22 protein-coding genes and 3 tRNA genes are annotated in these 18,194 nt (G+C 65.5%); 14 read left to right on the forward strand and 11 right to left on the reverse strand.

Annotation, left to right across the window (positions count from 1 at the left end):
* The gene (locus ACZYZF_RS09700; protein WP_463745080.1) at nucleotides 1-1,251 is read right to left on the reverse strand and encodes an MFS transporter; all 1,251 of its coding nucleotides are present in this window, start codon (nucleotides 1,249-1,251) and stop codon (nucleotides 1-3) included.
* Nucleotides 1,248-1,724, reverse strand: coding sequence for a MarR family winged helix-turn-helix transcriptional regulator (locus tag ACZYZF_RS09705; protein WP_463835483.1), 477 nt, complete (start codon nucleotides 1,722-1,724; stop codon nucleotides 1,248-1,250). Before ACZYZF_RS09705 ends, ACZYZF_RS09700 begins: the two co-directional genes overlap by 4 nt.
* Before the next feature lie 124 nt (nucleotides 1,725-1,848).
* On the opposite strand from ACZYZF_RS09705, the gene ACZYZF_RS09710 reads away from it, so the two are divergent.
* Nucleotides 1,849-2,685, forward strand: a complete 837-nt coding sequence (locus ACZYZF_RS09710) for a hypothetical protein (protein ID WP_463835485.1) — start codon at nucleotides 1,849-1,851, stop codon at nucleotides 2,683-2,685.
* A 78-nt stretch (nucleotides 2,686-2,763) separates the two neighbouring features.
* On the opposite strand, the gene ACZYZF_RS09715 is transcribed toward ACZYZF_RS09710, so the two are convergent.
* The 4 genes from ACZYZF_RS09715 to ACZYZF_RS09730 all read right to left on the reverse strand — a co-directional run bounded on the left by ACZYZF_RS09715 (nucleotide 2,764) and on the right by ACZYZF_RS09730 (nucleotide 6,377).
* Nucleotides 2,764-3,474, reverse strand: coding sequence for a crotonase/enoyl-CoA hydratase family protein (locus ACZYZF_RS09715; RefSeq protein WP_463835487.1), 711 nt, complete (start codon nucleotides 3,472-3,474; stop codon nucleotides 2,764-2,766).
* 23 nt (nucleotides 3,475-3,497) lie between these two features.
* A complete protein-coding gene (locus tag ACZYZF_RS09720) occupies nucleotides 3,498-4,349 on the reverse strand; it encodes a hypothetical protein (protein ID WP_463745076.1) in 852 nt (283 codons plus the stop codon).
* Nucleotides 4,350-4,421: 72 nt separating this feature from the next.
* Nucleotides 4,422-5,411 (reverse strand): phospholipase effector Tle1 domain-containing protein, encoded by a 990-nt coding sequence (locus ACZYZF_RS09725; protein ID WP_463835489.1) that lies wholly within the window; start codon nucleotides 5,409-5,411, stop codon nucleotides 4,422-4,424.
* Between the two features lie 240 nt (nucleotides 5,412-5,651).
* Nucleotides 5,652-6,377, reverse strand: a complete 726-nt coding sequence (locus tag ACZYZF_RS09730) for an MBL fold metallo-hydrolase (protein WP_463835490.1) — start codon at nucleotides 6,375-6,377, stop codon at nucleotides 5,652-5,654.
* A gap of 124 nt (nucleotides 6,378-6,501) precedes the next feature.
* Between ACZYZF_RS09730 and ACZYZF_RS09735 the strand changes: the two genes are divergently transcribed.
* The 13 genes from ACZYZF_RS09735 to rplA all read left to right on the forward strand — a co-directional run bounded on the left by ACZYZF_RS09735 (nucleotide 6,502) and on the right by rplA (nucleotide 13,070).
* The gene (locus ACZYZF_RS09735; RefSeq protein ID WP_463745073.1) at nucleotides 6,502-6,954 is read left to right on the forward strand and encodes an RrF2 family transcriptional regulator; all 453 of its coding nucleotides are present in this window, start codon (nucleotides 6,502-6,504) and stop codon (nucleotides 6,952-6,954) included.
* Complete coding sequence (locus tag ACZYZF_RS09740) at nucleotides 6,951-8,186, forward strand: globin domain-containing protein (protein WP_463835492.1); 1,236 nt, start codon at nucleotides 6,951-6,953, stop codon at nucleotides 8,184-8,186. The genes ACZYZF_RS09735 and ACZYZF_RS09740 overlap by 4 nt, the downstream gene beginning before the upstream one ends.
* Before the next feature lie 111 nt (nucleotides 8,187-8,297).
* Nucleotides 8,298-8,370: transfer RNA gene (locus tag ACZYZF_RS09745), tRNA-Thr, on the forward strand.
* A 39-nt stretch (nucleotides 8,371-8,409) separates the two neighbouring features.
* Nucleotides 8,410-8,483: transfer RNA gene (locus ACZYZF_RS09750), tRNA-Met, on the forward strand.
* A gap of 46 nt (nucleotides 8,484-8,529) precedes the next feature.
* Nucleotides 8,530-8,697, forward strand: coding sequence for a 50S ribosomal protein L33 (gene rpmG / locus ACZYZF_RS09755; protein WP_003881823.1), 168 nt, complete (start codon nucleotides 8,530-8,532; stop codon nucleotides 8,695-8,697).
* Between the two features lie 10 nt (nucleotides 8,698-8,707).
* Complete coding sequence (gene hadA / locus ACZYZF_RS09760) at nucleotides 8,708-9,172, forward strand: (3R)-hydroxyacyl-ACP dehydratase subunit HadA (protein WP_463745071.1); 465 nt, start codon at nucleotides 8,708-8,710, stop codon at nucleotides 9,170-9,172.
* Entirely contained in the window at nucleotides 9,172-9,600 is a 429-nt protein-coding gene (hadB, locus tag ACZYZF_RS09765; protein ID WP_463745070.1) for a (3R)-hydroxyacyl-ACP dehydratase subunit HadB, read from the forward strand. The genes hadA and hadB overlap by 1 nt, the downstream gene beginning before the upstream one ends.
* A 13-nt stretch (nucleotides 9,601-9,613) precedes the next feature.
* A complete protein-coding gene (gene hadC, locus ACZYZF_RS09770; protein WP_463745069.1) occupies nucleotides 9,614-10,123 on the forward strand; it encodes a (3R)-hydroxyacyl-ACP dehydratase subunit HadC in 510 nt (169 codons plus the stop codon).
* Nucleotides 10,124-10,299: 176 nt separating this feature from the next.
* Nucleotides 10,300-10,372 (forward strand) — tRNA-Trp (locus tag ACZYZF_RS09775).
* An 82-nt stretch (nucleotides 10,373-10,454) separates the two neighbouring features.
* Nucleotides 10,455-10,922 carry a preprotein translocase subunit SecE gene (gene secE, locus ACZYZF_RS09780; protein WP_463835494.1) on the forward strand — a complete coding sequence of 156 codons (468 nt, stop codon included), beginning with the start codon at nucleotides 10,455-10,457 and terminating at the stop codon, nucleotides 10,920-10,922.
* Between the two features lie 117 nt (nucleotides 10,923-11,039).
* The gene (gene nusG, locus ACZYZF_RS09785) at nucleotides 11,040-11,780 is read left to right on the forward strand and encodes a transcription termination/antitermination protein NusG (protein ID WP_463745308.1); all 741 of its coding nucleotides are present in this window, start codon (nucleotides 11,040-11,042) and stop codon (nucleotides 11,778-11,780) included.
* Nucleotides 11,781-11,849: 69 nt separating this feature from the next.
* Nucleotides 11,850-12,278, forward strand: a complete 429-nt coding sequence (gene rplK / locus ACZYZF_RS09790; protein ID WP_166902518.1) for a 50S ribosomal protein L11 — start codon at nucleotides 11,850-11,852, stop codon at nucleotides 12,276-12,278.
* 84 nt (nucleotides 12,279-12,362) lie between these two features.
* Complete coding sequence (gene rplA, locus ACZYZF_RS09795; RefSeq protein ID WP_463745067.1) at nucleotides 12,363-13,070, forward strand: 50S ribosomal protein L1; 708 nt, start codon at nucleotides 12,363-12,365, stop codon at nucleotides 13,068-13,070.
* Between the two features lie 72 nt (nucleotides 13,071-13,142).
* On the opposite strand, the gene ACZYZF_RS09800 is transcribed toward rplA, so the two are convergent.
* The 5 genes from ACZYZF_RS09800 to ACZYZF_RS09820 all read right to left on the reverse strand — a co-directional run bounded on the left by ACZYZF_RS09800 (nucleotide 13,143) and on the right by ACZYZF_RS09820 (nucleotide 18,187).
* Nucleotides 13,143-14,366 carry an RNA polymerase sigma factor gene (locus tag ACZYZF_RS09800; protein ID WP_463835496.1) on the reverse strand — a complete coding sequence of 408 codons (1,224 nt, stop codon included), beginning with the start codon at nucleotides 14,364-14,366 and terminating at the stop codon, nucleotides 13,143-13,145.
* A gap of 6 nt (nucleotides 14,367-14,372) precedes the next feature.
* Complete coding sequence (locus ACZYZF_RS09805) at nucleotides 14,373-15,068, reverse strand: YciI family protein (protein ID WP_463835498.1); 696 nt, start codon at nucleotides 15,066-15,068, stop codon at nucleotides 14,373-14,375.
* Nucleotides 15,069-15,173: 105 nt separating this feature from the next.
* Nucleotides 15,174-16,034: a cyclopropane mycolic acid synthase family methyltransferase gene (locus tag ACZYZF_RS09810; protein WP_463835500.1), complete on the reverse strand. Its 861-nt coding sequence runs from the start codon at nucleotides 16,032-16,034 to the stop codon at nucleotides 15,174-15,176.
* Between the two features lie 186 nt (nucleotides 16,035-16,220).
* Entirely contained in the window at nucleotides 16,221-17,099 is an 879-nt protein-coding gene (locus ACZYZF_RS09815; RefSeq protein ID WP_463835502.1) for a cyclopropane mycolic acid synthase family methyltransferase, read from the reverse strand.
* A 170-nt stretch (nucleotides 17,100-17,269) separates the two neighbouring features.
* Nucleotides 17,270-18,187: an alpha/beta fold hydrolase gene (locus ACZYZF_RS09820; RefSeq protein WP_463835504.1), complete on the reverse strand. Its 918-nt coding sequence runs from the start codon at nucleotides 18,185-18,187 to the stop codon at nucleotides 17,270-17,272.
* Nucleotides 18,188-18,194 lie beyond the last annotated feature (7 nt).

Below are 18,194 nucleotides of genomic sequence, written 5' to 3' on the forward strand. Positions count from 1 at the left end.
TCACAGTGTTGCTGCGTTTGGAGTCGACAGAGCGGCGGGTCGGGTGGCGAGTGCGACCGCGAGGGTCAGCGCACCCGCGATGACGAACGCCACCCGCACGCTGAACATGTCGGCGGCACCGCCCAACAGCGCCGCGGCGAACGGGCGTGACCCGAGGAAGCCGACCAGCCACAGCGCCATGATGCGGCCCCGCAGTTCTTCGGGTGCCCGCTCTTGAACGACGGTGCTCAGACCGGTCATCGCCCAACCGAAGCCCAGCCCCGCCACCGCGAAACCGGTCAGCGCCACGGGCGTGACGGTACCTACCGCGAGCAACCCACAGCCGGCCACGAGCAGCCACAACCCGATCGCCGAAACCCGGGCGGCCGCCAGGCGTCCACGCATCGAGGCCAGCGCCACCATGCCGACCGCCGCGCCGATGCCGAACGCCGCCGACAGCGCACCCACCAGGTGGGCGCCGCCACCGAGGTCCTCGGCCATCGACGGGGTGAGCGTGATCGACGGATCGGAGGCGAACCCGACGGTCGCCACGGCCAGCAGAGCCAGCAGCAGCGGGCGGTCCCGCCAGACGTACGAAAGTGCCGCGCGCACGCGGTAGTCCCCGTGCGGGCTGCGTGCCGGCCGGGTCGGGAAGGTGACCAGCAGCAGGAAGATCGCGAACACCAGGTGCAGGCCGGCGCTGATCGCGAAGCCGGGTGCGGCACCGAGACGCGCGGCCAGGAAAGCGCCGATGGCCGGGCCCAGGATGCGGCCGATGGTCATCGGAATGCTGTTGAGCGCCATGGCCGTTGCCAACTCGCCGTCGCGGATGAGGCTCGGGACCACCGACTGCATGGCCGGGCCGCCGATGACGAATCCGAAGCCGACCAAGGTGGAGCCGACGAGCACGGGTACCGCCGCCGCGGTGCCCTGCAGGTCGGGATCCAGGCCCAGCCAGAGGGCGGTCGAGCCCGAGCCGATGATGCACAACACCCGGCCCCACAGGATCTGGCGGGCCGGGTCGCCGACGTCGGCCCACTTGCCGCTGGTCGGGCTCAGGATGAGCTGGGGGAGGAACTGTGCGACGCCGACCATGCCCACCATCACCGCCGAACCGGTGGCGTCGAAGATCACGATGGCAGCGACGATGCCATGCGTCCAGACCGCGACGACGGAGAACATCTTGCCCCAGAAGAGCGCACCGAAGACCGGGTCGAACATCAACCGCAGGGCGCCGCGCGGCTGCGGGCGGGCAGTGGTCTCGGCTGTCACGAGCTGATCCCTCGCTCGAAATCGGAGACCAGCTGCTCCAGCAGGTCGACGAGCTTGTCGACGTCGGACTCCGGCCATTCGGCCACGGTCTCGGCGACCATCTCGCGGCGCCGTTCGGTGACATCGGCCAGGGCCTTCCGGCCTTCGTCGGTCAGGGTGAGGACGCACCGGCGCTGGTCCTCGGCGTCTTGGGCTTTGGTGAGCAGCCCGGCCGCGACGACGTTGGCGACGGTGCGGCTGGCGGTGGAGTGCTCGACGGCCATGTATTCGGCCACCTCGCCGACCGAGGCGCTCTGCCCGGTCTTCTCCCGCTGCTCGACGGCGCGGAGCACGCGCAGCGTCGACAGTGACGGGACGCCGCCCGACGCGTCGATCAGCCGGCGCCGCCAACCGGGGCGCTGCCGCACGATGTGGATGCGCACCAGAAGCTCATCGAGCTGGTTGTAGCGAGGCACGAAATATGCATAGCACATACATGTATCTGGAGAGGCGTCGGGTGGCGCGCCTCGCGCCAGTAACGCAGTGGCGGGAGAATCGCGAAATGAGCGCCACAGCGTTACTGGCGAGGGTGTCGGTAGCGGTTGGCACACTCCAGCGATGGGGGAACCGTTCATCGGCAGCGCAGCGCTGGCCTCAGGTGCGCTGACCCGACATCAATTGAGAACCCGGTTCACCGCTGTCCATCGCGATATCTATGTCGCCACAGGTACCGAGCCGACCGCGCTACTGCGGGCCAAGGCCTGCTGGTTGCGGTCCCGGGGACACGGGGTTCTGGCCGGGTTCTCCGCATCGGCCTTTCACGGTGCGCGGTGGATCGATGCCGGCCTGCCCGCCTACATCATCGACAGCAATCATCGTCCCGCCCGCGGGATCATCGCGTGGGGCGATGCCATCGACGAGGACGAAATCTGTCAGATCGGCGATATCCGCCTCACCACTCCTGCCCGTACTGCGGTCGACCTTGCCTGCAAATTCCCCGAAGACCAGGCGGTCGCGGCCATCGATGCGCTGGCCAGAGCCGCCCGGCTGAAGGTGTCAGACATCAAGGCGGCGGCCGAACGCCACTCGGGCCGCAAGGGCATCAAGCAGGCGCGCGCCACGATCGCGTTGGTGGATCCAGGCGCGGAGTCACCGCAGGAAACCTGGTTGCGGCTCTTGGTGATTCGCGCTGGTTACCCTCGCCCGCAATCGCAGTATCCCGTCCGCAACGAATACGACGCGGTGATCGGCGAGGTCGACCTCGCCTGGCCGGATCTGAAGATCGCCCTCGAATACGAAGGACGGCACCACACCGATCCCGACACACTCCGTAAGGACATCGCTCGCATCGACGAGATGATCGAAAACCGCTGGATCGTCATCCGGGTCACCCGCCGGGACGGTGCGGCCAACGTGCTCGGCCGCATTGCCAAGGCGTGGGCATCACGCCAGTAACGCCGTGGCGGAAAAATCGCGAAACAACCGCCACCGCGTCACTGGCGAGGCAAGCGACAGGTCGACCCGCGAGAGCGCCTAGCCCGCGAATTCCTGTGCCAGGCCGTCGATTCCGGCGCGGATCGCGGACAGGGCCTCGGCGCGGGCCTTGAGCTTGCTGGCCACGTGCGCACCGGTGTTCAAGGTTGCCGCGGCCTCGGCCGCCACCTCCTGGGCGCGTGACAGCACCGCGTCGGCCTCGACGACCTCATCGAGCCAGCCGCCCGCGATCGCCGCGTCGCCGGTGAACACCGCTGCCATGGCGATCCCGCGCTGGAAAGCCGCCCGGGTCAAGCGCATCCGCATGATCTCGATGGCCGCGATCGGCAGCGTCATCCCGATCTTCACCTCGTTGGCCTGGCACCGCGACGTCACCGCGCCGACCCGATGATCACCGGACAACAGCAGGAACGAGCCCATCGCGATGGCATGCCCGGTGGCAGCCATGATCACCGGCACCGGGAAGCTCAGGCACCGCACCGACAGCTCGAAACCGCCGGCGAGCATGCCCAGGGTTGCCGCCACGTCGCCGGCCGCGAACACGCTCAGGTCGAACCCGCCGCTGAACACCTTCGAATTGCCGGCCAGCACCACGGCTTTCACCTCGCCGGCAGCGGCGCCGGCAGCAGCCTGATCCAGCGCCGCGTTGATCTCGGCCTGCATCGCCGGCGAGAACGCGTTGACCTTGCCGTCGTCCATCGTGATCGTGGCCACGGCATCGTTGAGCTCGTAGCTCACCAGGCTGCTCATCGCACTGATGCTAGCGAGTGGGCTCAGGCCCGATGACGCCTGCCGGTGGAAGGCGGCGGCTTGATCAGATCGGTCTCGGGATCGTCGTCGTCGTAATCGTCGTCGTCATCGTCATCGCCGGCCTCGTAGCGGTCGCGCCACCGGGACCGCATCTCGGCGCCCAGGGCGTTGATGCGGTTGATCTCCGAACGCAGCTTCTGCTCGTCGGTCTCCTTGGCCGCGTACTGGAAATAGGTCAGGACACCGCGCAACAACTCGAGCTTCTGCTTCTCCCGGCGGGCCTGATCGTGGGTGGTCAGCAGTTCCATGCGGTCCACCGGCGGCAGCGTGGCCCAATCCAGCACCGCGGTGTTGCGCAGCTTGCGCCCGGCGGGCTTGCCGGGTGAGCCCGGCTCGTCGTAATAGGTGACCGCCCCGTCGAACCGGGACGCGATCGCTTCCCCGAGCTGCTTGCGGTCCAGTGCCGAATCCCACACGATGCGCCACTCCTGCGACGGCGCCAGGTACGGGATCTCGGCGGGCAGGTTCAACGGCACGATGTCGACGAAGTTGTCGTCATACGAGCTCTCGTACTTGCCGACGGTCGGCGGATTCGCGAATTCGAACCGCAACCCGTAGGCCGGGCGCTGACCGTAATTGCGGACGACCAGCTCCACCAGATGCCAATCGGCACTGCTCGGCTCCATGAACATCGACACGTTCGGCTGGGTCAGCTCGGCACGTCGGTCCCTGGCCTTCAGATACTGCCGCCAGGCATAGATCAACGCGATGACGATGACGGCAATTGCCACCCATGCTGCGAGCGCAGTCCATGCACCCGGTTCGAAACTAGCCAACTCGCGCCCCCGGTCCGTGACTGAATCGATGATCCCCACCAGGTGGGTATATCACGGACATTCACCGCGGGCAGCGGTCCAGCTCAGCAAACTTCGGTCAAACGACTGTTCTCACGAGGCGACGGCAGTGAGGATGTCGCGCTGTACCGGCACGGTCACGGGTGTGTGCACCAGCCGCTCACCGCGGGCCAGCCACTCGGCGTCGGTCCATTCGATGCGCGCGGGCAGTCGCCGCCAATAGTGCGGGTGCGAACGCAGGTACACCTCGACACTGGCGTGCACCTTGGCGTCCAGCGGCGCCCGGCACCGCCCGATCGCCCCCGCGGTCCCGGCCAGCGCGTCGAGATCGGTGGGGCAGGCGCTGTGATCGCGAACCCGTAGCCCCGACGAAATAGCCCCGTCCAACATCCAGTCCAGAGCGATGTCGGCCAGCGGCCAACACGCGCCGGTGCCGCCGATGACATCGCCGCGGGTTCCCCGGAACCAGACTTCATCGAGGCTCTCGCGATACCGCATCGTCCGGCGACCACCCTCGACCGCCACCGCGTGCCGGCCGGACTCCACCGTCGGCAGCGGACCCATGTGGTGCTTGGTGCCCGGGGTGGCCGTGGCATTCCACAGCCCGACGAACCGCACCGGTACGGCCGGATCGCGGTCACCGAACAACTGGCCCGCCAACACCCTGATCTGTCGCCAGTCCTGGGCCGTGCGCGCCGTGCGCGGCAGTACATAGGTGGCAAGCGCATAGTCCAGTACGTCATCGGAATGGGCCGGCAACAAGCCGACCGTGCCGAGCAGCGTGGCCAGTTCACCGGCGCGATGCCCGCCCTCGCCGCCGCCGAACAGAAAGATGCGATCCCCGGGATCCCACGCATCGCCGAGGAAGCGGTAGGCCTCGGCGATGGCCGCTCGGGCTTCGCCGGCCGAGTCGCCGCGGCGGCTCGGCGTCATACGTCTGACGGGCTGCGTGGCCGTGCCGCTGTGATACCAGGTCAGCTGATCGGTGCCGTCCAGCAACCGAAACAGCATCTCGGTATTCGACGCGTCACGCAGTCCGGGATATTCATCTGTGTGGTCGAAGCACAGCACGATGTTCTTCACGGCGACCCCCGGCGGGACTGTCAACTACTGCTCAACTGATGCTGACCAATACTTTGCCGGGTACGGGGGCTGGTGTCCTGAGTATTGCACTACTCGAATCGCGCAAAATGGCACGTAGTTCCCCTTGCAAACGCCTGGGCAACGAAATCCGTGGCAGAGCGACCGTTATAGGGTGCAACTGCCCCGTCAATTGATCATGAAATCAGCGGATTCCGCACTTCGTGGAACTGAAACGATTCATCAGCCGCCCATCAGCATGCGCCATTGCTCAAGGTTCGACGCCCGATACACGTAGTTGCTGCGTTTGACTTCGCCGAGCGCAGCGCTCGGTTCCTCGGAGTACCAGTGCCCTGGGAAGACGGTCGGGTCGCCGGGCAGTTGGGCCAGCGCCTGCAGGCTGCGGAACATGTCATCGACATTGCCGCCGGGAAAGTCGGTGCGCCCGCAACCATCGAGGAACAACGTGTCCCCGGCGACCAGTCGGCCCTCCAGTAGGAAGCACTGACTCCCCGGGGTGTGGCCGGGGGTGTGCAGTAGCTCGATCTCCACCGCGCCGATCGCGACCTTGTCGCCGTGCACGTGCGAGGTCAACTCGCTCGGCGCGATCCCGGTGACCTGGGAGACCCACTCGGCCTCGTGGGTGTTGACGTGGATCGGCACGCTCTGGCGCTCCAGCAGTTCGGCGAGACCCTTCAGAGAGAAGCCCGCCATCGTGCCGCCGACGTGGTCGGGGTGGTGGTGGGTGACCAGCACACCGGAGAGGTGCATGCCGTCGGCCTCGAGCGCGTCGACCAGGTCGTTGGCCGCGTATGCCGGGTCGACCACCACGGCGTCGCCGGTCTCGCGGTCGCCGATCAGATAGGAGAAGTTGCGCATCTGCTGGGCGATCGGGTCGCCGGCCGCGTAGTCGCGGCCCGACAACAACTGCCGGAAGTACAAGCGGTCTGCAACCTTGGGCTCGGACATGCGTCAAGACTATTGCGGCTCCGCGCAGGCATCTCCGCAGGTCCAAAAACCGCACGTCATGAGGTGTTTGAACCCACACCAATAAAACTCGCATCAAAAATGCGGAATTACTAGCGTCATCGGTATGCACCTCACCCGGTTCACCGACTTAGGACTCCGCACGCTGATGCTGCTGTCCTCGGGTGAATCCGAGGACCGGCGCATCACCACCCGCACCATCGCCTCGGGCGCCAACGCGTCCGAACATCACGTCGCCAAGGCCGTCTCCAAGCTGTCCGAACTCGGCATGGTGCACGCGCGCCGCGGCCGGGTCGGGGGACTGGTGCTCACCGAGGCCGGGCGCAACGCCTCGATCGGCTGGCTGGTGCGCGAACTCGAAGGAGACCGCGAGGTCATCGAATGCGGCGGGGATTCCCCCTGCCCGCTGATCGCCGCCTGCCGGCTACGCCGGTTGCTGGCCGACGCGAAGGAGGCGTTCTATCGCGAACTCGACCGCTACACCGTCACCGACCTGACGGCGGACACCCGCCTACCGATCGTTCTGCAACTCACCACCCCCGAAAGGAATCCCCGATGACCGTCACCAGCCCCGAGCCGTCTGCGGTACGCGACGAACTGGAGCCGCAGCACGCCGAAATCGTCTCCGCGACACTGCCCCTCATCGGCGCGCACATCGACGAGATCACCTCGGAGTTCTACCGCCGGCTGTTTGCCAACCATCCTGAGCTGCTGCGCAACCTGTTCAACCGCGGCAACCAGGCCCAGGGGGCCCAGCAGCGCGCGCTGGCGGCATCGATCGCCACGTTCGCCACCCACCTGGTGAACCCCGACCTGCCGCACCCGTCGGCGTTGCTGGCGCGCATCGGTCACAAGCACGCCTCGCTGGGCATCACCGCCGACCAGTACCCGATCGTGCACGACAACCTGTTCGCCGCGATCGTCGAGGTGCTGGGCGCCGACACCGTGACGCCCGAGGTCGCCGCGGCCTGGGACCGGGTCTACTGGATCATGGCCGACACCCTGATCGCGCTGGAGCGTGACCTGTACGCCGGCGCCGGTGTGGAACCCGGTGACGTCTTCCGGCGGCTGCGCGTCGTCTCGCGCGTCGACGACCCGTCCGGTGCGGTCCTGGTCACGGTGCGCGCCACCGGGCCCGTCAACTTCGCTCCCGGACAATATGTCTCCGTCGGCGTGACGCTGCCCGACGGTGCCCGACAGCTACGTCAGTACAGCCTCGTCGGCGCACCCGGGTCCACCGACCTCACGTTTGCGGTCAAGCCCGTCGACGCCGTCGCGGACCAGCCCGCCGGTGAGGTCTCGTCCTGGATCCGGGCCAACCTCTGTATCGGCGACCTGCTCGACGTCACGCTGCCGTTCGGTGACCTCTACACCGGCGGCCGGCCCGACGGCCCCCTGGTGCTGGTGTCAGCGGGCATCGGCATCACCCCGATGGTCGGCATCCTGGAATTCCTGACCGCCGAGGCCCCCGACACCTACGTACGGGTCCTGCATGCCGATCGCAGCGACGGCGGCCAGCCGCTGCGGGAACGTCAGCACGAGCTGATCGACGCGCTGCCCAATGCGAGCCTCGACCTCTGGTACGAGGACGGCGTCACCGGTGGTGCCCCCGGCGTGCACGCCGGGCTGCTCAAGCTCGACGGGATCGAACTGCCCGCCGACGCCGCGTACTACCTGTGCGGCGGAGCGGGATTCGTCGAGGCGGTCCGTACCCAGCTGAGTGACCGCGGAATCGCCCACGAGCGCGTGCACTGCGAGCTGTTCGCGCCCAACGATTGGCTCCTGGACTAGCCGACCAGGCAAAACAGCTCCCCGGCGGCCGCGTTGACCTGCGGTTTGGTGCGGCTGCCGGGGAGGTTGTACCCTCTTTAAGGCCCCGCAGCCGCAACGCCGCGGGGACAAGCCCCCTTAGCTCAGTCGGTAGAGCGTTTCCATGGTAAGGAAAAGGTCAACGGTTCGATTCCGTTAGGGGGCTCGGTGGACGAGCAGGCGGTGCGCCGACTCGCATCATCGGGGCGGTGTAGCTCAGCTGGTTAGAGCGCACGACTCATAATCGTGAGGTCGGGGGATCGAGTCCCCCCACCGCTACTGGAACATCAACAGCAGAGCGTGATTTTAAGCAGGGAGAACTGACGTGGCGTCGAGTACCGACGTACGGCCGAAGATCACTTTGGCGTGCGAGGTGTGCAAGCACCGCAACTACATCACCAAGAAGAACCGCCGCAACGATCCCGACCGGCTCGAGATCAAGAAGTTCTGCCCCAACTGCGGCACCCACCAGCCGCACAAAGAGTCGCGATAGCCCAACGCTCGTGGCTCTATCGTCAAGCATCGTCGGGATGCACTATCGGCATCCCGAGCATTACGAGGTCGGACGCGAGAAGATTCGCGAACACGCTATCGCGGTCAAGAACGACGATGCGTTCTACCACGACGAGGCTGCCGCAGCTGAGCTCGGTCACGACTCACTGCCGGCGCCGCTGACCTTCATCAGCATTTTCGGTTACCAGGCGCAGTGGGCGTTCTTCGAGTGGGCGAACATCGGCATCCAGGACGCACAGATCGTCCAGGTCGATCAGGAGCTGAGGTTCCTCAAGCCGGTCAGGGCCGGTGACAAGCTCTACTGCGACGTGTACGTGCATTCCGTTCGTAAGGCGCACGGAACCGACATCATCGTGACCAAGAACATCATCACCGACGACACCGGTGAGGTGGTCCAGGAGGCTTACACGACCCTGGCTGGGCGTGCGGGCGACGGAGAAGAGGGTTTTAACTGATGGCGCTGCGCGAGTTCAGTTCGGTAAAGGTCGGTGACACGCTCCCCGAGCGCGTGATCCCACTGACCCGTGGAGATCTGGTCAACTACGCCGGCGTGTCCGGTGACCTCAACCCGATCCACTGGGACGACGAGATCGCCAAGCAGGTCGGCCTCGACACCGCGATCGCCCACGGAATGCTGACCATGGGCCTCGGTGGCGGCTACGTCACCGCCTGGGTCGGCGATCCGGCTGCGGTCACCGAGTACAACGTCCGCTTCACCGCGGTGGTGCCGGTCCCCAACGACGGGGTGGGCGCCGAGATCGTCTTCAACGGACGGGTCAAGTCCGTGGATCCCGAGCAGAACCTCGTTACGCTGGCCATCTCGGCGACCGCGGGCGGAAAGAAGATCTTCGGGCGGGCCACAGCGACCGCGAAACTGGCGTAAGGAGTTCTGGGCCATGGCACTCAAGGCTGACATCCTGGGAATGGTCTACGAATACCCCGAGGTTTTCGAGGTTGGCCGTGAGCAGGTGCGGCAGTTCGCGCGGGCGGTGAAGGCCAACGATCCGGCCAGCTTGGACGAGGAGGCCGCCGCCGCCCTGGGCCACGATGCGCTCGTCGCAGGCCCGACCTTCTCCTCCATCTTCGCGCTGCAGGTGCAGGCCGATTTCTTCCGAAATGTCGACCTCGGCATGGAAACCATGCAGATCCTGCAGGTCGATCAGAAGTTCGTCTACCACCGGCCGGTCAAGGTCGGTGACCGCCTGCACGCCAAGATGGTGATCGCCTCGGTAGATAAGCGCTTCGGCGCCGACATCGTCGTCACCCACAACGTCTGCACCGACGACAACGGTGAGGTGGTGCTGGATGGATACACCACGCTGATGGGCCACGAAGGCGACGATTCGATCTCCCTCAAGTGGGATCCGGAATCCGGTCAGGTCATCCGCAAGGCCGCCGGAGAGTAGTTGTCATCAGTGGGCGCGATTAGTTTCTCGCGCCCACGCCGGGTACACTCGGAACCCGGGGTTTTTCCCATTTCAGCGCGCTGTCCGTCGTCTTGACCATGAGCGATCGGGGAGCGCGCGAATTGTGTAAGCCTCGACGCAGTACGGTGGCGGAAGCGCCAGTAGGCCACCGACAGAGGGGCGTAGCTCAACTGGCAGAGCAGCGGTCTCCAAAACCGCAGGTTGCAGGTTCAAGTCCTGTCGCCCCTGCTCAAACTGAATACTCGACAACGTGTGGACACTGGAAAGTGACCGCAACAAACCAATCCGCTAGAGATGAACGGAGCATGCGGTGAGCGACGAGCGTGAAGGTGCCGGCTCCGCAGACGACACTGGAACCGACGCCGGCGCCGACTCCGGGGCGACGGACACCTCCCAAGGTCAGACCGCAGTGGTGACCCGACCGCTGCGCCCGACCGGCAAGCGGACCCGTCGTGGCGTGGTTGGTGAGGCCGACGGCGACGAGGCCGCTGAGGGCGACGCGTCGAGCGATGACGCCAAGGCTGACTCCGGTAAGTCGAAGAAGGCCAAGAAGAACGCGAAGGCCAAGAAGACCGGGCCGTCGCGAAACCCGATCATGTTCGTCGTCAACTACCTGCAGCAGGTCGTTGCCGAGCTCCGCAAGGTGATCTGGCCGAACCGCAAGCAGATGGTCAGCTACACCACGGTGGTGCTGGTCTTCCTGGTGTTCATGGTCGCGCTGATCTCCGGCGCCGATCTCGGCCTGGCGCGACTGGTGTCGCTGGTGTTCGGCACCTGATCTGGAATTTGAGAGAGGACTGACAACGTGACCACGTTCGACGGCGACGAGACCGTTGCCGACGATCCGGCTGAGGACCAACCGGCCGTCGGCGCAGTCGAGTCGCAGACCGACGATCTGGCTGACAGCCAGGACGCCGCCGAGACGGAGACGGTCGACGAGACCGAGTCTGCCCCGGCCGAATCCTCCGATGAGGCCCCCGCCGGCGACGGCGAAGCTGCCGACGAAGACGAGGACCCGGCAGTCGCGCTCAAGAAGGAGCTGCGGCTCAAGCCCGGCGACTGGTATGTCATCCACTCCTATGCCGGTTACGAGAACAAGGTGAAAGCCAACCTCGAAACCCGCGTGCAGAACCTGGACGTCGGCGACTACATCTTCCAGGTCGAGGTGCCCACCGAAGAGGTCACCGAGATCAAGAACGGCCAGCGCAAGCAGGTCAACCGCAAGGTGCTGCCGGGCTACATCCTGGTGCGCATGGAGCTGAACGACGAGTCGTGGGGCGCGGTGCGCAACACCCCCGGTGTCACCGGCTTCGTCGGCGCGACCTCGCGTCCGTCCCCGCTGTCGCTGAACGACGTGGTGAAGTTCCTGCTGCCGCAGGGCGCGGCCAAGAAGCCCGCCAAGTCCAGCGCGGGTGCCGCGGCCGGTGCCAGCACCGAGGCCACCCTGGAACGGCCCGAGATCCTGGTCGATTTCGAGGTCGGCGAGTCCGTCACCGTCATGGACGGCCCGTTCGCGACGCTGCCCGCCTCCATCAGCGAGGTCAACGCCGAGCAACAGAAGCTCAAGGTGTTGGTCTCCATCTTCGGCCGCGAGACACCGGTCGAACTGACCTTCAACCAGGTCTCCAAGATTTAGTCGCCACAGCGGCTAGAAACAACGGGCGTTTCACGCCCTTGGATGAGCAAGTAAAGGAACACCAGAAGCATGGCCCCGAAGAAAAAGGTCGCCGGGCTCATCAAGCTGCAGATCCAGGCCGGGCAGGCCAACCCCGCCCCGCCGGTCGGTCCTGCACTTGGCCAGCACGGCGTCAACATCATGGAGTTCTGCAAGGCGTACAACGCCGCGACCGAGTCGCAGCGTGGAAACGTCATCCCCGTGGAGATCACTGTCTACGAGGACCGCAGCTTCACATTCGCACTGAAGACCCCGCCCGCCGCCAGGCTGCTGCTCAAGGCCGCCGGTGTGCCCAAGGGTTCGGGCGAGCCGCACAAGACCAAGGTCGCCAAGGTGACCTGGGACCAGGTGCGCGAGATCGCCGAGACCAAGAAGGCCGATCTCAACGCCAACGACATCGACGCCGCGTCGAAGATCATCGCCGGCACCGCGCGCTCGATGGGTATCACGGTCGAATAGGTCGCGCGCAGCGATCGAGTCACCACCTGTGGCAGGGCTGGCATCGGCCCGTACCACGACTCCAAGAACACGATTGGAATTTCAATGAGCAAGAACAGCAAGGCATACCGCGAAGCCGCGGAAAAGATCGACCGGGACAAGCTCTACTCGCCGCTTGACGCCGCGAAGCTGGCCAAGGAGACCTCCTCCAAGAAGCAGGACGCCACCGTCGAGGTCGCCATCCGCCTCGGCGTCGACCCCCGCAAGGCTGACCAGATGGTGCGCGGCACCGTCAACCTGCCGCACGGCACCGGTAAGACCGCCCGTGTCGCCGTCTTCGCCGTCGGCGAGAAGGCCGAGCAGGCGCTGGCTGCCGGCGCCGATGTCGTCGGCAGCGATGACCTGATCGAGAAGATCCAGGGCGGTTTCCTGGACTTCGACGCCGCGATCGCCACCCCGGACCAGATGGCCAAGGTCGGTCGGATCGCCCGCGTGCTGGGCCCGCGCGGTCTGATGCCGAACCCCAAGACCGGCACCGTCACCCCCGATGTCACCAAGGCTGTGGCCGACATCAAGGGCGGCAAGATCAACTTCCGCGTCGACAAGCAGGCCAACCTGCACTTCGTGATCGGCAAGGCATCCTTCGACGAGGCCAAGCTGGCCGAGAACTACGGCGCCGCCCTCGACGAGGTGCTGCGGGCCAAGCCGTCGTCCTCGAAGGGTCGCTACCTCAAGAAGGTCACCGTGTCGACCACCACGGGCCCGGGTATCCCGGTTGACCCGTCGGTGACCCGGAACTTCACCGAGGAGTAGCTTTTTCTGCGCGAGCAGACACGGAACTGCCCCTTTTCGCTTGAAAAGGGGCAGTTTTGTGTCTGCTCGGCATCAGGGGGTGAGGCATTCGGCGAGGCGGCGGCGCAGGAACGCCCGCGCCGGCTCAGACCCAGCGCCTTCGCCCTCGAGGGCGACGCGGTACCAGTGCTGGGCCTCGCTCAGCCGGCCGGCCCGGCGCAGCAGGTCCGCCCGGATCGGCGCCACCGCATTCGTCCGGGCCAGCCGCGGATCGTCGGCCACCTCGTCGAGCGCGGCCAGCCCGGCCGGGAATCCGTCGCGGAAGCCAACGGCGAGTGCACGATTGGCGCGTACAACTGGCGAGTCCGTCATCGCCGCCAAACGGTCGTAGGCCAGGCAGATGGTGCCCCAGTCGGTGAGCTGCCAGGTGGGCGCTGTGGCATGCACCGCCGCGATCACCGCCTGCGGAAGATAGGTGCCAGGTGCGCCGTCGGCCGATCGCAACTGTTCCAGGCCTCGGGCGATACGGCCGCGGTCCCAGTGGCTACGGTCCTGCTCGTCCAGCGGTATCAACGCACCGCTCTCGTCCACGCGGGTCCTTCGGCGTGAATCATGTAGCAGCACAAGCGCCGTGAGGGCATGGGCGTCACGATCGCCTGGCATCAACGAGCACAGCTCACCCGCGAGCCGGACCCCTTCGTCACACAGTTCGTCACGGATGGCCGAGGGGCCGCCCGTCGACCAGTAGCCCTCGGTGAACACCGAATAGATGCAGCCGAGTACGTGTGGTGTGCGCTCAGCCAGAAGCTCCGGTGGCGGGACCCGCAACGGGATGTTGGCCTGTCGGATCTTGTTCTTGGCCCTGGTGATTCGTTGACCCACCGCGGCCTCCGACTGCAGCAGCGCCCGGGCGATCTCGGTGACGGTGAGACCGGAGATCAACCGCAGCGTCAACGCCAGTTGCGAGCTGCGGTCCAGCGCGGGGTGAGCGCAGGTGAACATCATCCGCAGCTCGTCGTCGCGCACCGGCTGCAGCTCCCCGTCACCGGACGCGCTCACCCGTTCGTACACGGCTGCGAGTTCCTTTCCGGGACGGGCAGATTCACGCCGCAGGCGGTCCAGGGCCCGATTACGTGCCACCGTTGTCAGCCACGCACCGGGACTGGCGGGCACTCCGTCGGCCGGCCATACCTGCAACGCCTGGGCGCAGGCCTCCTGGACGGCGTCCTCGGCCACGGTGAGATCACCCGACCAGCGGGCGATGGTGGCCACCGCCGGGCCCCACTCGCGCCGAAAGACGCCGTCCAGCTGGGTCACCGAGGACTACAGGCCCGCGACGTCCGACAACTGGCGGACCTCGATGGCCGACGCCGGAATCATCGACGCCAGCTTGACCGCCTCCTCCCGATCGGACGCACGCAGAACGTAGAAGCCGTTGGCCACCTCAGCGCCCTCGGCATACGGGCCGTCGGTGAGCATGACCTTGCCGTCACGCACGCGGACGGTGGTCGCGGTGGACGGCGGATGCAGCGGAGCGCCGGAAAGCGTCTTGTCGCCGATGGTCTTGGCGAGTTCGACGTGCAGGCCGGCCTGCTGGTTCCACTCGTCGGTGCCCGGGGTGTGAACGTCCTCCGGCCGCTCCAGCAGCAGTGCCAGCCAATCGTTGCCCAGTGGCTGCTCGGGAGCCTGCCAGTGGACCATCGGCCACACTTCGACCGCACCGAACTGGGCGACCGGGATGTCGCGGGCCAGCGTCAGTGCCTCGTCGAGATTGTCGGCCTCGAACACGTAGTAGCCGCAGGCCACCTCGGCGCCCTCGGCGTACGGGCCGTCGGTGACCGTCGGGTGGTCCGGCCCGCCGGTGATGCGGGTCGCGGTGGCGGCCCGGTCCAGTGCGTCGCCCGCCCGGATCGCTGACTTGGCCTTGGTGTGGAAAGCCTGGAAGGCAGCCATGCCCTCGGCCCGCTGCTCGGGTGTGAGTTCGACATCCTGGCTGATCAGTAAAGCGAAGTAGTGCATCGTCATCTCCCGGTGTCAGCGAGCGAAACCCTCTGTTCCACTCTCTACCCATCCGACGAACGAGGCTGCCGGGATCCGACACTCTTCGGGAGATGTTTTCGGCGGCTACTTCTGCAACGTGAACTGATGCACGCTGATGTGGCCCGAGGCGAAGTACTTCTGGCAGCCGTTGAGGTACTTGTCGTAGCGGTCGTAGACCTCTTGGCCCTGGATTGCGATGGCCTTGTCCTTGTTGGCCTCGAGCGCCTCGGCCCAGTTCTTGAGCGTCCGGACGTAGTGCGGACCGATCTCCTGCAGCTGGACGAGCTTGAACCCGGCCTCGGTGGCTTTCTCCTGCTCCATCTCCACCGACGGCAGCCGACCACCGGGAAAGATCTCGGTCATGATGAAGTGGGCGAACCGGGCGTCTTCGAACGTCATGTGCAGGCCGAGCTTCTGACCTTGACGAAGGTCGAATCCGGTGATGTTGTGCAGCAACATGGTGCCGCCGTCGGGCAGCGCGTTGTAGGTCGTCTCGAAAAATGCCGGATACCGCTCGAATCCGAAATGCTCGAAGGCACCGATCGACACGATGCGGTCGACCTTGTCGTCGAATTCTTCCCAGCCCTGGAGCCGAACCTCGACGTTGCGGTCGGTGGGAATCTTGGCGAGCTTTTCGATGGCGTATTCACGCTGCTCGCCACTGAGAGTCAGCCCGATGACATTGACGTCGTATTTCTCGATCGCGCGTGCCATGCCGGCGCCCCAACCGCAGCCGATGTCGAGCAGCGTCATCCCCGGTTCCAGCCCCAGCTTGCCCAGCGCCAGATCGAATTTGGCGATCTGAGCTTCGTCGCCGGTCATGTCCTCGCGTTCGAAATAGCCGCAGGTATAACCCATCGTGGGGCCTAGAAACAGTTCATAGAATTCATTTGAAATGTCGTAGATCGACTGCAGTTCTTCATATTTCGGTGTCAATTTGGACATATTAGCTATGCTCCAAGCTGTAGAGTTCTTCGGCGCGATCTCAGGGTACCGCAGGCACCCCCGGCGGACCTGTCGTCGCCACTGTCAACGAATTTCGTTGGCAAACAAAGTTATTCGCTTAGGAAACCAATTGTGTACTGATTTCCTGCGGAAACTGCTCAGGCGGTACCACTTCAGCGAAGAAAATTAACTCGCGACATGCAGGGTGAACTGGTTGACGTCGATGTACCCCACGCGGAACGCGCCGGCGCAGCCTGTCAGGTAATGCATGTAGCGGTCGTACATCTCCTGGGACTGGATCCGCACCGCATCGTCGTGGCATGCCTGCAGCGCGGCCGCCCACAGGTCGAGCGTGCGCGCATAGTGCGGCTGCAGAGACTGCCTGCGGGTCAGCCGGAAGGACGCGCGCTCTGCATGTTCGGTGACCATCTCAATGGACGGCAGCCGCCCACCCGGGAAGATCTCGGTGGTCATGAACTTGATGAACCGCGCGAACGCGAACGACAACGGCATCCCCCGGTCGATCATCTGCTGCGGTAACAGACCGGTGATCGTGTGCAACAGCATCACCCCGTCGTCGGGCAGCGCATCGTGGGCGAACGCGAAGAAGTCGTCGTAGCGGTCGTGGCCGAAGTGCTCGAACGCACCGATAGAGACGATGCGGTCCACCGGCTCGTCGAACTGCTCCCAGCCGGCCAGCAGCACTCTTTTGGTGCATGGACTGTCGGATTCGTCGAACACGTTCTGCACGTACGCCCGCTGGTTGCGGCTGAGCGTGAGGCCGACGACATTGACGCCGTGACGCTCGATTGCGCGCATAAGCGTTGCGCCCCAGCCGCATCCGACATCGAGCAAGGTCATCCCGGGTTGCAGACCCAGCTTGCCCAATGCCAGGTCGATCTTGGCGAGCTGGGCTTCTTCGAGCGTCATGTCATCGCGTTCGAAAAACGCGCAACTGTAGGTCCGGGTCGGATCCAGGAACAGGGCGAAGAAATCGTCGGACTGGTCGTAGTGGGCTTGTACGTCGTCGAAATGGGGTTTGAGTTGCTCAGGCTTTCTGGCCACGTGTCACCTACCGAGAGGGGACCTACTGGGCGAGAGCACGCTGGGCCACTTCTTGACCGAGCTGTCCCCCCAGACTGCTGCAGAAAACTGTAAGGCCTGTTTTCCCAGCTACCGAGTGTTCAAACCCTGGCAAACGCTGGTTGCGGTAATTAACGTTGCAGATGCAGAAATCAGCTGGAACTGGCGAAGTTTGTCTTGAGCTCGCCGACGACCTCGTCCCACACCGGTTCGGGTAGCTCGTGACCCATGCCGTCGATCAGCACCAGGCGGGCGCCCTCGATGGAACGGGCCACCGCCCGACCGCCGAACGGACGCATCAACCGGTCGGAGAGGCCATGGATCACCACGGTGGGGACGTTGATCCGCTTGTCGTGATGGCGCAGGCTGCCGCTGCCCAGAATCGCATCGAAATGTCGGGCGATCCCGGCCGGGTAGTAGGCGCGGTCGTACAGTTCGGCGGCCTGGGCTCTGATCTCCGCCTCGGGAGTGGGGTAGCCGGGGCTGCCGTTGATCCGGCTGATCCGAACTGCGTTGTCGATGACGGTGTCTCGCGATGAATTGGCGGGTGGGCCGGTGATCACCGACAGCAGCTGCTTGATGCCCGGCGGCGGCAACAACGGCTGGTTGTTGCTGGAGAAGATCACCGCCAGCGACTTGGTGCGCTGTGTGTACCGGGACGCGAACACCTGGGCGATCATCCCGCCCATCGAACCGCCGACGATGTGGGCGGTGTCGATCCTGAGGTGATCCAGCAGTGCAGCAGCGTCATCGGCGACATCTTCGAGCGTGTAGACCGACGGACTGCGCAGGCCCAGAAACGACCGGGCCAGCCGCAGCGGCAGCGGGGAATCGACCCGCCTGCCGGACAACTTGGTGGACAGGCCCACGTCGCGGTTGTCGTACCGGATCACGCGCAATCCCAGGCTCACCAGCTTTTCGCAGAAACCGGTGCGCCACAACAGCATCTGCGCGCCCAGGCCCATGATCAGCAGCACGGCAGGATCATTCGGGTCGCCCATGTCCTCGTAATACAGGTCGACATCGCCGGGCTCGGCGGACGACTTGGCGAATCCGGTTCGCACGTTCATCCCGGCC

The organism is Mycobacterium sp. IDUB_24, from assembly GCF_055419385.1.